This is a genomic window from Clostridium sp. AM58-1XD, from assembly GCF_003464085.1.
Lineage (GTDB): Bacteria > Bacillota > Clostridia > Lachnospirales > Lachnospiraceae > Lachnoclostridium_A.
Map to the genome: position 1 here is coordinate 86,920 of NZ_QSDR01000006.1, position 14,138 is coordinate 101,057.

The following is a 14,138-nucleotide window of genomic DNA, read 5'->3' on the forward strand; positions in this document are numbered from 1 at the left end:
CTCCTTTTAATCGTAAGCCACTATTTTCTTTTCATTGTAAACATCCCGGTCCAGTTCGCCCAGCTTGTCTGCAACAAGCAATCCCAGCAGAACATCTACGTCTACGTTGTTCAGTGTACGGAACATGCCTGAGAACCAGTCGATCCCTACCAGAACGATAAAGCTTTCCGGTGCCAGTCCCATAGAGGTAGCCAGGAATGTATATGTGATGATAACTCCGCCAGGAACAACAATTGTTCCCATACACATCAGGCAGGAGAACAGAATCGCCATAATGAGTTCTTTTCCGCTTAGTACTACGCCGGAAGACTGCGCCATAAAGAGAATTGCAAGGACGTAACATGTAACTCCGCCGCTGCTGTTCATCGCCATGGTGATCGGGCCTGTAAAGTCCGCAATGCGCCTGCTGACGCCGAATTTTGTAACCATATCTTCCATCTTGGTCGGAAGTGTAATTGCTGAAGATGTTGTAGTAAGTGCAATCATAGACATTTTATAGAACTTTTTAGGCATTTTGAATAAGTTGATCTTACATTTGACTGATACAAATACACAGTATAAGAACAGCTCAATCAATACGCCCAGCAGCAAAGCTCCCAGGAATTTGACCATAGGGAAAATGACAGCGATACCAATTGCTCCGGTTACGTTGGCCAGCAGGCAGAAGATACCGATTGGCGCTACATTCATAACCAGTTTGATGATGTGCATGATTACTTCATTGAATCCCTTGATTACATCGTAGATAATGGTACTTCCGCTCTGTTTCGTATAAATTCCCGTCGCAACGCCGAAGAAAAGGGAGAATACGATACATGGAACGGTGGCGCTGGTCGCCATGGATCCGAATACGTTTGTAGAGACAAAGCCCAGCAGGGTTTCTGAAAGTGAAGCATTTGCAATTGTGGATGCTGCAACCTCTTCGCCTACCGTAAATGTGATACCGGCTCCCGGCTGGATAATATTGCCCAGGAACAATCCGATAACTGCCGAGATAATCGTAAAAATAAAAATCCATTTGAACGTATGAAGTCCCATTTTTCCGGCGCCGCTGTTCTCCGGATTCGATACTGCAACTGCAACGGCCGACATGATCAGCGCAACGACACACTGCTGTACAAGGCGCAGGAATATATCACCGATCACCTTCAGGTTCGCGCACCACGGACCGACAATCAGTCCAAATACAATACCGGCTGCCGTAGCCAACATGATCTGATTTGTCAGGGACATTTTGAATTTTTTGCTTTTTGCTTCAGACATACTCATATCCTCCTCTATTGCCATTAAAAGTAGTATGGCGTTTTTATAGATTCAATTTTATTGCTTACTTTTCCGATCTTCTCTGCTTCCATTTCCATGTAATCTCCGGCTTTTACTTTTATTCCATATCCGCTTGGCGTTCCGGTTATAATCATGTCCCCTGGAAGAAGGGTCATTACGTGCGATATATAAGAAATAAGCCATGAAATCCCTTTGATCAGATCCTTTGTCCTGCCGTGCTGCCCAGGTTCTCCGTTGATTCTGGAATTCAGCATGAGGTCAGAGGGATCGATCCCGGAAACGATGTACTGGCCAATTGGAAGAAATGTATCAAACGATTTTGCCCTTCCCCAGAGAATGTCCTCCGCCTGCAGATCGCTGGCAGTCATGTCATTCGCTACGGTATATCCCCATATGTACTCGTTCGCTCTGTCCTGAGGAACACATCTGCAGGTCTTTCCAATTACGACCGCCAGCTCTACTTCGCAGGAGAGATCTTTTACCATCGGAGGCAGAATCACGCTTTCCCCGTCTCCAATCAGGGTCGTAGGCGGCTTAATAAATAATTTCGGTTTTTCCGGCAATGTTTCTCCCGGCTTTAACACCACGTCCTTATAGTTCAGCCCTGTTCCGACAATCTTACTAGGAACACAGGGAAGAAGCAAATGGTCCGGGCAGTCCGCCACAACTGTGGTCTCCTGAAAATTTTCAGGCTGTCTCCCTTCAAAATATGGATCTTATGATCTTCTGTAACCACTCCATAGCAGATATCATCATTCCATTTTACACGTGCATATTTTTTCACTCTATTCACCTCCTGTCTTTTTACTTGTTCTGTGTCGACAGTTCACATTATACTATATTACGTCGAATTTGTAAATAGAATTTTTGTATATTTTTTATATTTATTTTGCTTTCTTTCCTTTTCTTTTATGATTATTTGCACAAAATGCGGCAGAGCACGAGGTTTTTATCCCTTTTACTCTGCCGCATTGTACAGCTTGATCATTTTATATTTATAATCCTGTTGCTTATAAAAAGTATCTTTGTCCGGTGACGTTCTTAATAATGTCCGCCGTCTTTTCTGTTCTCCTCTAGGTCAAAACGCACTTCGTCGAAGTACATCTTTGTCTGTCCCCAGTGCTTCTTCTTCGGCCATGCAAACGGGTGAAGATGCTCCGCTCTCTCCGCCGTTTCCAGCGCCTCCTGTTCTGCTTTCAGCAGGATTTCTCTCTCATCAATTCCCACTGCCTTTCCGTCCTTCAGCCTTATTTCACCATCTACCACTGCGAGATCCACGTCAGAAGGATGGCCGTTTCCAACCAGAGTATCGATGATATTGATTCTCGGCATAAGGCGTGGATTCATCAGATTGATTGCGATGATATCTGCCCGTTTTCCCGTCTCCAGAGAACCGATTTCCTTTTCCATTCCGATACATTTTGCCGCATCGATCGTAGTCATTTCCAGCACCTTCTCAGAAGGCAGATAGTAGTCGTCATTCATGGCTCTGCGGAAAATACTCTGCGCCCTTTTCATGGCGTCAAACATGTTAAATCCGGAAGTCAGCATGGAACCGTCCGTCGTAAGGGCCACCGTCACGCCCATATCCAGAAGCTCAATGACAGGCGTACGGTTGACCAGCTGGCGCATCCCGGGAGCCACGCTGATGTGCGTATCCGTTTTCTGGATGATCTGTGCTTCGTCAAAGGAAAGTCCCGTACAGTGCTGCAGATGAACATCCGGTCCCAGAAGGGCATGCTCTTTGTCCTGGCTGGCCAGATGAATCATCCCTCCAAAGGCATCCGTATGAATGCGCGTATCATATTTTTCTGCAATCCTTCTCATATCCCTGGCCTGACAAAGATCATGCTCCGTCAGTTTCACGCAGCGGTCAGCCGGCGTAGGCGCCGAAGGATCGATGGATGTCACGGCTCCAAAAGGGGCCACGTACGCTCTCGTCCTGTCATTATTTGCATGGTTCAGTTCAGAGATCACCGTCTCCAGGCTATCCAGAACCGTTTCATAACTGATTTCGCTCATCTGCCTCTGTCCATCCGTATAACGGCTGAACCGGTGAGGCCACGGGCCATGGCACGGGCCTGTGCATACGATGTCTTTGACGCCGACTTCTGCATACGCTTTTGCATTGTTCATGGCCGGAACGGGAGAATCGCATCTGGGCTGTGATCCCAGCACGCATACGCCTGTGGTCACTCCAGCATGCAGCCGCTCCAGGGCGGACAGCCTTCCTTCGTTATACCAGAACTCATCCGTAATGTAATTTTTATATGTATGGGTCATGACCGGCATCCAATAGCTCGTATTTTCAACAATGGACTTAAACGCCGAATGGCCGCCGTGTCCGTGGGCGTCTACAAATCCCGGCATGATCACGTGATCCTGACAATCGATCACTTCGCCCGCTTCTGCCGTTTCCACATCTTTACTCTCTCCTACAAAGGCGATTCTGCCGTCCTTTACGCCGACGGCCCCCTTGTCAATTACACGCCTCTTTTCATCCATGGTAATCACCACTGCGTTCGTAAGCAGCAAATCGTACATGGTGTATCCTCCTTTATCCTGTCTAATATAAACTGTTAACGAAAAAAATATCAAGTATTACCGCGGCTCACTAACGCACGACTCGAAATGACGGGCGGAACAGCTCGTCTTCCGGCAGATGACGGTAATCCCGTTCCAGGTAGCCGAGCCTCATCTTTTCATAGTATTTCTGCCCCTTTGCTTTCAGCTCTTCCAGATCGATTCCATCCAGCTTCCTGTCCTTCATGACCACCCGGCCGTTGATGACGGACAGTTTGACGTCCCTTCCGGAACCGCACATAAATATGGTACGGATCGGATCGTCGGCAGCTCCCATATGAAAATCATCCAGGTCGACCGCAATCATGTCTGCTTTCGCCCCTGCGCACAGACGGCCGAGATCGTTCCGCCCAAGAAGGGAAGAACCTCCCAGCGTGACAGCGCGGTAGACATCGGCAAAGGAAGAACCTTCCACCTTTTCCTCTGCCATCTGTGAAAACATGGAAGCTGTTCTCACATTCTGGAAGAAATCAGGCGGGAATGTATCCGTTCCCACTGCCACATTGATCTTTCTCCTGCGGTATTCGGCAAAAGAGTCCTGATAATGGCCGCTTCTTCCAATGATAATCGGGCAGAAAATCGCTGTTGTGCCTGTGCGGGAAAGGATTTCAAGATCGTCTCCGTCATCTTCTACCCATCTCGTTCCTTTTACAATATAGCAGTGAGGAATTCCCACATTTTTTCCAAGGAATCCCAGGCTGTCCAGGTATTCAATTGGACTTTTTCCCGTTTTCTCCCTGATAAAACGGTATTCAAACGGTCCCTGCGCCGCATGGAGCTTAATCGGGCAGTTCAGCTCTTCGGCAAATTTCTTTGTACGGATCAGGTTTTCCTCTGTCTGTGTCTCGATTCGCTCCGGCAGAAGCGCACCTTTGATCAGACCGTCATATGCACCGTCATATTTGCCGATAAATTTCACGGCACGTTCCAGCCCTTCTTCCCCCGCTCCTTCCAGATACCGTACAGTCATTGTGCCGTCTGAACGGACTACATTCAAACCGCACTGATAACTGGGGGATGTATACAGCCTCAGCCCCAGCCGGCCGGCGTGATGAACGCCTGCCTCTTCTTCCTCGTATGTATCCGCCCATTTTTTGTAGTAAGTGGATGTAATCGGCATCGCTGTCGTTATGCCGTGCAGAATTAGCTGCGCATATGCATAAAGGGATTTAAACGCTTCTTCTTCTGCAGTCATAACCTCATGCGTCCCTTTATCGAAATACTCTTCCGACGGGTTCAGGCTGCTCCGCACATTGCCGTACGCTTCCGTATGAAGAATGTCGTGATCGATGTCGCCCAGAGCGTTCAGGTCGATGAATCCCGGCATAATTACGGCGTTCCCTGCATCTTCCGTCTTGTCCGTACGGCCTTCATAGTGCCTGCCCGTATAAATAATCGTGTCGTCTTCAAAAACGACTTCTCCGTCCGGTATGATCACATGATCCGTACCGTCGAAACCAATGACATATTTTCCTTTTACCTTTGTAATCATTTTATCTCCTTTTCTGTTAATACCCGAAAAGAGGGCCATAAACAAGACCTTATCGTCTATCGTCCATAATCCCTCTTTTCCAGATTCTCAAATTATCCTACTTAAAATAAGCCTTGTCATAGAAGTGGCTCGCCGCCGGAGTTGGCAGGAATCCTTCTACGTTGCTTCTTACTCCTACTACCTGCTGTGTATTGGCCAGCGGAATTACCGGGATATTCTTCCTTAAATATTTCTGTATATCCTTTATAATCGCTTCGCGTTCCGGCCCGTCTGAAGTCGCACGCTGTGCGTTCAGCATATCGTCCAGAGCGGGGTCGCTGTAAAAGCCCATGTTGTTGGTCGGAATCTGTTTGCTGTTGAACGGACCGTAAATATTGTTGTCCGGTTCCGGGAAACCGACCGCACCGAAGCCTACGAGGAACAGCTCCGTCTCTCCGCTGTCCACAATATCATAGAACGTACCGGATTCATAGCTCTGGATCTCTACGGTGATTCCTACTTCTGCCAGCATGTTCTGAATGATGGTAGCGATATTCAGCCTGTTTTTATTTTCTGCCGTCATGAGTTTGAGATGCAGATCCGTTACTCCTGCTTTTTGCAGCAGTTCTTTTGACTTTTCTGGGTCGTACCGGCAATCCGTATCGCTGTCGTCATAATACTTCATGCTCGGCGTCACAAGCGTCGGTGCATATACGGCATTTCCCCGGTAAATCGCATTGATAATGGCATTTTCATCAATTGCGTAATCGATTGCAAGCCTTACGTCTGGATTGTCCAGAGGCTTATGAGTCACGTTGATATCCAGAAATTCCACTACCGTACTGTTGCGCCTCAATACCTTTACTTCCGGGTTCTTATCCAGTGCGACTGCGTCATACGCCGGAATGTCAAGGGCAATATCGATGTTTCCGGATTCCAGTTCGATCACGCGGCTGTTTGATTCTACAATCGTACGGATAATCAGGTTCTTGTACGCCGGCTTTTCTCCCCAGTACTCTTCATTTCTCTCATAAACACATCGGTCATTTTTCGCCCAGGAAATAAACTTGAACGGTCCTGTTCCCACCGGGTTGAGAGCCGCATGCTCCGGATCCTCCGTAAACTCTTTTTCGCTTACGACTACGGCGCCGATGTAGGGTAAATATCCAATCAGTGGGGAAAATGGCTCATGCGTTGCAATAATCACCGTATAATCGTCCACCATTTCACAGTTGTCGTAATCGACTGCCGACATGATATAAGAAACCTTGGCGCCGTCCGGTCCCGTAGCTCTCTTTAAACTGAACATGACATCTTTGGCCGTCATGTGTTCTCCGTTGTGAAAATACACGTCGTCCCTCAGCTTAAATTTCCAGCGCAGATCGTCGATTCGTTCCCACTCTGTTGCCAGAAGAGGCTGTATCTCACCGTTCTCGTCATAGCGCACCAGCGTTTCATATACCGGGTTTAAGTTGTTTACGCTGCTGGATGTGGAAGATGCATGAGGGTCCAGAGTAGGCGGATCTCCTCCGATCGCAACTGTCAGCGTATCTGCTTCTTTTCCTGTAGCAGCTTTATTCTTTCCGCAGCCTGTCATTGCCGTCGTCACAAGGACTGCGGCCAGTACCAGGCTTACGGCACGTTTCCATTTTTTCATAACACGCACGTTCCTTCCTTTAGTCTTCAGCGAAGTGGCAGGCTACAAACTGCCCCGGCTTCACCTCGCGCAGTTCCGGCTCATCTTTAAAGCAGCGCTCCACGGCATTCGGGCATCTTCCCGCAAAACGGCAGCCGCCCGGAAGATTCACAGGGCTCGGCACATCTCCCTTTAAGATGATGCGTTCTCTCTGAGCTCCGACCTTTGGAATCGGAATTGCAGAAAGCAGGGCCTCGTATATGGATGAAGCGGATTGTCAAAGATGCTCCTGTAATCGCTGAGCTCCACAATCTTTCCAAGATACATCACTCCAATCCTGCTGCTGATATGTTTCACGACACTTAAATCATGGGAAATGAACAGATACGTAAGTCCCATATCCTGCTGAAGGCGCTTGAGCAGATTGATAATCTGAGCCTGAATACACACATCCAGGGCCGATACCGGCTCATCCAGTACGATGAAATCAGGGCGTACGGACAGGGCACGGGCGATTCCCACACGCTGTCTTCTTCCTCCGTCCAGCTCATGAGGGTATGCGTTGATCAGCCTTCTGGAAAGCCCTGCGATGTCCATGAGTTCGCGTACCCTTGCATCCAGCTTTTTCCTGTCCGACTGGTACTCCTTCATATTAGTCAGAGGTTCCGCGATCAGTTCAAACACGGAAAGGCGCGGATTTAAGGATGAATAGGGGTCCTGAAATACCATCTGTGCGTGTTCCCGGAAATTTTTCATTTTATTTCTGTCGAAATTCAAAACGTTTTCGCCGTTAAAAATCACTTCGCCGCTGTCGGCTTCCAGCAGGCGGATGATGGTACGTCCCGTCGTGGACTTGCCGCAGCCTGATTCACCGACCAGGCCCAGCGTCTCACCGCGGTTAATCGAAAAACTGACGTCATCCACTGCGTGAAGAAGGCCTTTATGAACCTGAAAATATTTTTTCAGGTGGTTTATTTCAAGCAGTTTCTCTGGTTTCTCATTCATTTTTCATGTCCTCCCCTTCTCTTTTTTCATAGAGGAAACATCTCGTATAATGTTCTCCGTCAATATAGGTGACATCTGGTTTTTTATGTTTGCAGATCGCCATACAGTTAGGACATCTCGGGTTAAATACACATCCTTCAATCCTCTCTGTCGGCTCCGGCGGAAGTCCGTGGATTTCTTCCAGCCACTCCTCTTCCGTGTCCAGCTTCGGTATGGAATGAAACAATCCCTTTGTATACGGATGACTGGGATTTTCATAAATCTTTTTCACAGGAGCATATTCCACTACGTTCCCGGAATACATAATGGCAACCTTATCGCAGATTTCAGCTACGATTCCCAGGTCGTGAGTAATCAGAATCATGGAAGTACCCAGCTTCTCTTTCAGGTCTTTGATCAGGTTCATAACCTGTGCCTGGATGGTAACGTCGAGAGCCGTCGTCGGCTCGTCTGCAATAATCAGCTTCGGGTGGCAGGCCAGTGCAATTGCAATGACAACTCTCTGCTTCATACCGCCGGAAAACTGATGTGGATAATCGACCGCTCTCTCTTTCTTGATTCCTACCATCTCCAGCAGATTACACGCCTCTTCAAAAGCTTCTTTTTTCGATATTTTTTTATGAAGGCAGAGCATCTCTACAATCTGGTCTCCCACCTTCATAGAAGGGTTCAGGGATGTCATCGGGTCCTGGAAGATCATGGATATTTCTTCTCCCAGAATCTTTCTTCTCTCTTTATCGCTGATCTTCAACATGTCTTTCCCGTTGAACAGGATTTCTCCTGACGTAACTTTTCCAACCAGCTTTGGAAGCAGGCCGAGGATCGTCATGGCTGTCGTCGTCTTTCCTGCTCCCGTCTCCCCGACGAATCCCAGAGTTTCCTTCTGCCCAACTTCCAGGTTCAGATGGTTTACCGCATAGACGGTTCCATCCTCCGTTCTGTATGTAACGCTTAAATCCTTTATTTCCAGCAATTTCTTTTCTTCCATCTCACATACCGCCTTTCATCAGTTTCTCAGCTTCGGATCCAGCGCATCCCGCAGGCCGTCTCCGAGAAGGTTCAGACAGTACAGTGATTACAATGGCAAGTCCCGGGAACATGGTCATGTAGGCACAGTCTCTGATATAATCGCGGCCGCTGGAGAGCATATTTCCCCATTCAGGTGCCGGAGGCTGGATTCCCAGTCCGATAAAGCTCATGCCGGCTGCCGTAAGGATTGCGCCCGCGATCCCTAAGGTTACCTGTACGATTACAGGGGCTACACAGTTTGGAAGGATATGTTTAATGATAATTTTCGTATTGCTCGTTCCGGAAGCCCTGGCGGCTTCGATGTACTCCTCCCCCCGGATGGTAAGGACAGAAGCCCTTACGATACGGGCGTATGTAGGCACAGAAGAAATACCTACGGCGATCATAAGGTTGATCAGTCCCGTTCCAAGAGCGGCAACGATTGCGATTGCAAGAAGTGTCTGCGGAATGGCAAGGAGCACGTCCATGAGGCGCATGATTACATTGTCCATACGCTTTCCGTAGTATCCTGCAACTGCTCCCAGCGCGCCGCCGATCACTACGGCAATGCCAACGGATACGAAACCTACCAGCAGGGACATTCTGGCTCCGTAGAGGATTCGGCTGAAAATGTCACGGCCGAATTCGTCCGTTCCGAATATATGAGCTGCGCTCGGCTGTTCAAACGCATGCATCAGGTCCTGTTTTGCATAGTCGTACGGTGCGATTACATTTGCGAAAATACCGGCAATCACGAGGATAATCAGGATAATAAGCCCCAATACCGCCATTTTATTTCTGCTTAAAGATTTCATCACAGTCCAAAACTGACTTCTGGATTTTTTCTCTTCCATCTTATCTCCTCCTTACTCTTTCGAAACTTTCGGGTCGACTACCGCGTACAGAAGGTCAACCGCAAGGTTCACAAGCGAGAAACATGCCGCGACAAACAGCACGCTTCCCTGAACGACCGGGAAATCTCTCTGTTTTATGGATTCGATCATAAGGCGGCCAACACCTGGAATGGAGAATACCACCTCCGTCAGCATGGCGCCGCCCAGCAGCGTACCGAACTGGAGACCGATTACCGTAATAACGGGAATCAGCGCGTTACGGAATACATGCTTTAGTATAACGACGCTTTCCTTCTGTCCTTTGGCTCTCGCCGTATCCACATAATCCTGTCTGATAACTTCCAGCATGCTGGACCGTGTCATTCTGGCGATCACGGCCGTACTCTGCATTCCCAATGCCAGAGCCGGCATGATCAGCTGTTCAAAGCTTCCGAATCCGGACGGCGGCAGCCACCTGAGCTTTACGGAAAAGAACATGATCATCAATATTCCGATCCAGAAGATCGGGGCCGACGTTCCGATCAGGGCCAGCACCATTACGGCATTGTCAATCAGGGAATTCTGCTTAACTGCGGAAATAATTCCCAGAATAACGCCCAGCACGATCGCGATAAGAATCGCAGCCGTTGCAAGCGTCACCGTATTTGGAAATACGCTCATGATTTCAGTCAGAACGGGGCGCTTTGTCGCATAGGAAGTCCCCAGGTCCTGATGGACGATAATATTTTTCATATACCTTCCATACTGAACAAGAAACGAGTCATTCAGTCCCAGCTCTTCCCTGAGCTCTGCCTGAGCTTCCGGTGTAGCTGATTCGCCTAACATCATACGCACCGGGTCACCAGGTGTCATGTAGAGCAGCAAAAACACCAGAAAAGAGACACCGATAAGGACAAGAATCAGGTACGCCAGTCTTTTCGACGTGTACTTCAGCATAATACATTCCTCCATTATACATTTGTCTTTTATATTTATACGCTTAATTATACAACACCCTTTTTCTGAAATGAATTGGAACAATAGGATAATACTGGCGCATTCACTTTATCCTTTTGTAGCACCTGCCCTCTCTTTCATTCCGATTTCGACTATGGTATAATGTTTGCAGAAAGATAACCGTCATTGAATATTATGGATAACCAGACGGAAACAAAGGATATGTCACAATGAAAAACCTGACAGTCGCAGATGTATTAAAACTGGATATTTTTAAGAATGTTTCCATCAGGGCCGGCGCCTCCGGCCTTTCTTCTGCTGTGTCCGGAATTACTACGGCGGAAGATCCCGACCTGATCCAGTGGCTGTCCGGAGGGGAGATTCTGCTTACCACCCTCTACGGCGTCTCCACGGAAGGTCTTTCATTCAGCGCATACATCGAACAGCTGGCCCAGAAGAAAATCAGCGCTTTAATCGTAAAGCCCGGACCGAGAGTCCGAGAAATACCGGAAGAGATTATAAAAATAGGCAATGAGTACTCCATTCCTTTAATCGAGCTTTCTCCTGATACGCGTTACATTCAGGTCGTATCCTCTGTCATGCAGCTTCTCCTGGACAACAAGGCCAGATATTATCTGGAAATACAGAACGCCCTTTCCCATATGGTCGCTTCGGGAGCACAGGAACAGGAAATCCTCGATTATTTGTCTAACTATGTGCCCGCAGCCATCTATCTGTGCGACTCTGAAAAAAATATCCTTTACTGCTCCCAGTCCGACGAATTCCGGGCGGATGTTGCTGTGGCAGACCGAATCACCCTCCCCATTCTCTGTATGGGCGAGGTAAACGGCTATCTGGAGGCCGTTCTGAACCATTATCTGGATGAAAATCTGGAAGGCGTCCTGAAAAACGCCGCCAATCTGATCGGCGTATTCTTCCTGAAAAAATACTATGTAACGAAGATAGAGCAGAAATACATCAGCAGTTTCCTAAATGACCTCTTCGGAGGCTTTCTGGATGAAAAACAGATTGAAGAAAAGGCCGCCAGCTACGGCTGGAAGCAGGACGATACATATCTGACCGCCGTAATACAGTTAGAGTCTGACCGGGGCGGCGGCCGGATTCAGGAAGTATTTATGGAAATTGCGCCGCTGGTGCCTAAATCCGGTTACTATTTCTGCATCCTGGAACACCGTTTCCACCTGCTGTATCATATGGACGGCCTTCAAAATCCGGAGGTAATGCTTATCCATATGGGAGAAACCATTCAGAAATTAAAAGACTATATCGGCAAAATGTATGGCTTCTACACCTTCTACAGCGGAATCAGCACCGCAGCTTCCTCTATCCAATCCCTTCCGTCAAAGATACAGGAGGCGGATGATGCACTACAGTTCGGTCAGCTGTTTCACAATAACGTCGTCAAATATTCCGAGCTGGGCGTCCTGCGCATGCTTGCCTCTTACTCGCGCCGCGACAATCTGACGGAAATGATCCCTCCTGCCGTAAAGAAGCTGGCTGAATACGACAAGGAGAACAACACCCAGTATCTGGAAACTCTGGATTCTCTTCTGGGCAACAACCTGAATTTAAGCAAAACGGCAAAAGAGCTTTTTATCCATTACAAGACCATGCTTCACCGCATGGACCGCATCTGCGAGATTGCAGAAGTATCTTTAGACGACAGGCAGCAGCGCCTCGACATCGAACTGGGAGTTAAGCTGTATATGATGCTCCCCAAATAACCGCAGCCGGCTGTCGTACATGGTTCAGGATATCCTGAAAACGCAGAATCCCCCATAGTTTATCCCGGTTTTAAAGCCGGATACAACTATGGGGGACTCTGCGTTATTGAGTTATATACTGACGCGGGTTTTAATAGTGGCCGCCGTCTTTTCTGTTTTCTTCCAGATCAAAGCGCGGTGCATCGAAATACATCTTGGTCTGGCCCCACTGTTTCTTCTTGGGCCATGCAAATGGGTGGAGGTGTTTCGCTCTCTCTGCCGTCTCAAGAGCTTCCTCCTCTGCTTTAAGAAGAATTTCTTCCTCGTCCGCCGCCACAGCCTTTCCGTCGCGAAGCTTGACCTGTCCGTCGACGATAACCAGATCCACATCGTCCGCATTGGCGTTTCCCACAAGCGTATCGATCACATTGATCCGCGGCATCAGGCGCGGATTCATCAGATTGACTGCAATCACATCGGCCCGTTTTCCAATCTCCAGAGAACCGATTTCCTCTTCCATGCCAATACACTTCGCCGCATCGATGGTCGTCATCTCCAAAACGCGCTCTGACGGAAGATAGAAGCGGTCCTTCATAGCTCTCCTAAAGATCTGCTTCGCCCTTCTCATACAGGAAAACATATCGAATCCGGACGCCAGCATAGAGCCGTCGGAAGCCAGCGCTACTGTTACGCCCAACTCCAGAAGCTCGATCACAGGTGTCTGTTCTACCAGCTGGCTAAGCTCCGGGGCAAAGCTACATGAGTGCCCGTTTCTGCCAGAATCAGGACCTCGTCAAAGGACAGCCCTGTGCAGTGCTGTAAATGGACATCGGGACCAAGAAGCGCGTGCTCTTTATCCTGATAGGCCAGATGGATCATACCGCCAAAGGCGTCCGTATGAATGCGCGTGCTATATTTTTGTGCAATTCTTCTCATATCCTTTGCCTGCCGTATGTCATGCTCAGTGAGCTTCACACAGCGGTCTGCCGGCGTTGCGCCGGACGGGTCCACCGACGTGACGACTCCGAAGGGGGCCACATACGCCCTCGTCCTGTCGTCGTTCCCATGGTTCAGCTGGGAAATGACCGTCTCCAGACTGTCCAGCACTTCCTCATAGGAGACTTCTTTTCTGACTCTCTTCCCATCTTCATAGCGGCTGAAACGGTGAGGCCACGGCAAACTGCACGGCCCGGTGCAGACGATGTCTTTGACGCCCACCTCATCATATGCTTTTGCATTGTTCATGGCAAATACAGGAGAATCACACCGCGGCTGCGAGCCGAGCACGCATACGCCGGTAGTAACGCCGGCGTGGAGGCGCTCCAGTGCGGAAAGGCGGCCCTCATGATACCAAAATTCATCTGTAATGTAATGCTTATATGCATGTGTCATAACCGGCATCCAATAGCTCGTATCGTCTACGATGGATTTGAAAATGGAATGGCCGCCGTGTCCGTGTGCATCCACAAAGCCCGGCATGATCACGTAATTTTTCATGTCCATGACTTCCCTGGCCCCGTACTTCTCCCCTTCCTGGCTCTCTCCCGTAAAAGCGATCTTTCCATCCGTAATGCCAACTGCTCCATTTTCTATGATCCTTCTGTTTTCATCCATGGTAATCACCATGCATTTTTCAG

General features: G+C 48.6%; 11 protein-coding genes and 1 pseudogene. 1 reads left to right on the top strand and 11 read right to left on the bottom strand.

Annotated elements, in window-relative coordinates:
- Positions 1-6: 6 nt before the first annotated feature.
- The 9 genes and pseudogenes from DXA13_RS05025 to nikB form a co-directional block, all read right to left on the bottom strand.
- On the bottom strand, positions 7-1,263 hold the full coding sequence (locus DXA13_RS05025) for a dicarboxylate/amino acid:cation symporter (protein ID WP_118242209.1): 1,257 nt from the start codon (positions 1,261-1,263) through the stop codon (positions 7-9).
- A 23-nt stretch (positions 1,264-1,286) separates the two neighbouring features.
- Positions 1,287-1,949, bottom strand: coding sequence for a fumarylacetoacetate hydrolase family protein (locus DXA13_RS05030; protein ID WP_243008985.1), 663 nt, complete (start codon positions 1,947-1,949; stop codon positions 1,287-1,289).
- A 376-nt stretch (positions 1,950-2,325) separates the two neighbouring features.
- A complete protein-coding gene (locus tag DXA13_RS05035; protein WP_118242210.1) occupies positions 2,326-3,828 on the bottom strand; it encodes an amidohydrolase family protein in 1,503 nt (500 codons plus the stop codon).
- Positions 3,829-3,898: 70 nt separating this feature from the next.
- Positions 3,899-5,359 carry a chlorohydrolase family protein gene (locus tag DXA13_RS05040; RefSeq protein ID WP_118242274.1) on the bottom strand — a complete coding sequence of 487 codons (1,461 nt, stop codon included), beginning with the start codon at positions 5,357-5,359 and terminating at the stop codon, positions 3,899-3,901.
- A 97-nt stretch (positions 5,360-5,456) separates the two neighbouring features.
- Entirely contained in the window at positions 5,457-6,995 is a 1,539-nt protein-coding gene (locus DXA13_RS05045) for an ABC transporter substrate-binding protein (RefSeq protein ID WP_118242211.1), read from the bottom strand.
- A gap of 19 nt (positions 6,996-7,014) precedes the next feature.
- A pseudogene (locus tag DXA13_RS05050) lies at positions 7,015-7,979 on the bottom strand (oligopeptide/dipeptide ABC transporter ATP-binding protein).
- Positions 7,972-8,967, bottom strand: a complete 996-nt coding sequence (locus DXA13_RS05055; protein WP_118242212.1) for an ABC transporter ATP-binding protein — start codon at positions 8,965-8,967, stop codon at positions 7,972-7,974. The pseudogene DXA13_RS05050 and the gene DXA13_RS05055 overlap by 8 nt, the downstream one beginning before the upstream one ends.
- Position 8,968: 1 nt before the next feature.
- The gene (locus tag DXA13_RS05060) at positions 8,969-9,841 is read right to left on the bottom strand and encodes an ABC transporter permease (RefSeq protein ID WP_347559705.1); all 873 of its coding nucleotides are present in this window, start codon (positions 9,839-9,841) and stop codon (positions 8,969-8,971) included.
- A 12-nt stretch (positions 9,842-9,853) separates the two neighbouring features.
- A complete protein-coding gene (gene nikB / locus DXA13_RS05065) occupies positions 9,854-10,777 on the bottom strand; it encodes a nickel ABC transporter permease (protein ID WP_118242213.1) in 924 nt (307 codons plus the stop codon).
- A 230-nt stretch (positions 10,778-11,007) separates the two neighbouring features.
- On the opposite strand from nikB, the gene DXA13_RS05070 reads away from it, so the two are divergent.
- A complete protein-coding gene (locus DXA13_RS05070) occupies positions 11,008-12,522 on the top strand; it encodes a PucR family transcriptional regulator (RefSeq protein WP_118242214.1) in 1,515 nt (504 codons plus the stop codon).
- 130 nt (positions 12,523-12,652) lie between these two features.
- Here the strand turns inward: DXA13_RS05070 and DXA13_RS22335 are convergent, their stop codons facing one another.
- Entirely contained in the window at positions 12,653-13,216 is a 564-nt protein-coding gene (locus tag DXA13_RS22335; protein ID WP_278287027.1) for an amidohydrolase family protein, read from the bottom strand.
- A gap of 11 nt (positions 13,217-13,227) precedes the next feature.
- Positions 13,228-14,115 carry an amidohydrolase family protein gene (locus tag DXA13_RS22340; protein WP_278287028.1) on the bottom strand — a complete coding sequence of 296 codons (888 nt, stop codon included), beginning with the start codon at positions 14,113-14,115 and terminating at the stop codon, positions 13,228-13,230.
- Positions 14,116-14,138 lie beyond the last annotated feature (23 nt).

Excerpts from the sequence above, each read along its gene's own strand:
- DXA13_RS05025 (WP_118242209.1), bottom strand. The coding sequence starts at position 1,263 with ATGTCTGAAGCAAAAAGCAAAAAATTCAAAATGTCCCTGACAAATCAG.
- DXA13_RS05035 (WP_118242210.1), bottom strand. The coding sequence starts at position 3,828 with ATGTACGATTTGCTGCTTACGAACGCAGTGGTGATTACCATGGATGAA.
- DXA13_RS05040 (WP_118242274.1), bottom strand. The coding sequence starts at position 5,359 with ATGATTACAAAGGTAAAAGGAAAATATGTCATTGGTTTCGACGGTACG.
- DXA13_RS05045 (WP_118242211.1), bottom strand. The coding sequence starts at position 6,995 with ATGAAAAAATGGAAACGTGCCGTAAGCCTGGTACTGGCCGCAGTCCTT.
- DXA13_RS05055 (WP_118242212.1), bottom strand. The coding sequence starts at position 8,967 with ATGGAAGAAAAGAAATTGCTGGAAATAAAGGATTTAAGCGTTACATAC.
- DXA13_RS05060 (WP_347559705.1), bottom strand. The coding sequence starts at position 9,841 with ATGGAAGAGAAAAAATCCAGAAGTCAGTTTTGGACTGTGATGAAATCT.
- nikB (WP_118242213.1), bottom strand. The coding sequence starts at position 10,777 with ATGCTGAAGTACACGTCGAAAAGACTGGCGTACCTGATTCTTGTCCTT.
- DXA13_RS05070 (WP_118242214.1), top strand. The coding sequence starts at position 11,008 with ATGAAAAACCTGACAGTCGCAGATGTATTAAAACTGGATATTTTTAAG.
- DXA13_RS22340 (WP_278287028.1), bottom strand. The coding sequence starts at position 14,115 with ATGGATGAAAACAGAAGGATCATAGAAAATGGAGCAGTTGGCATTACG.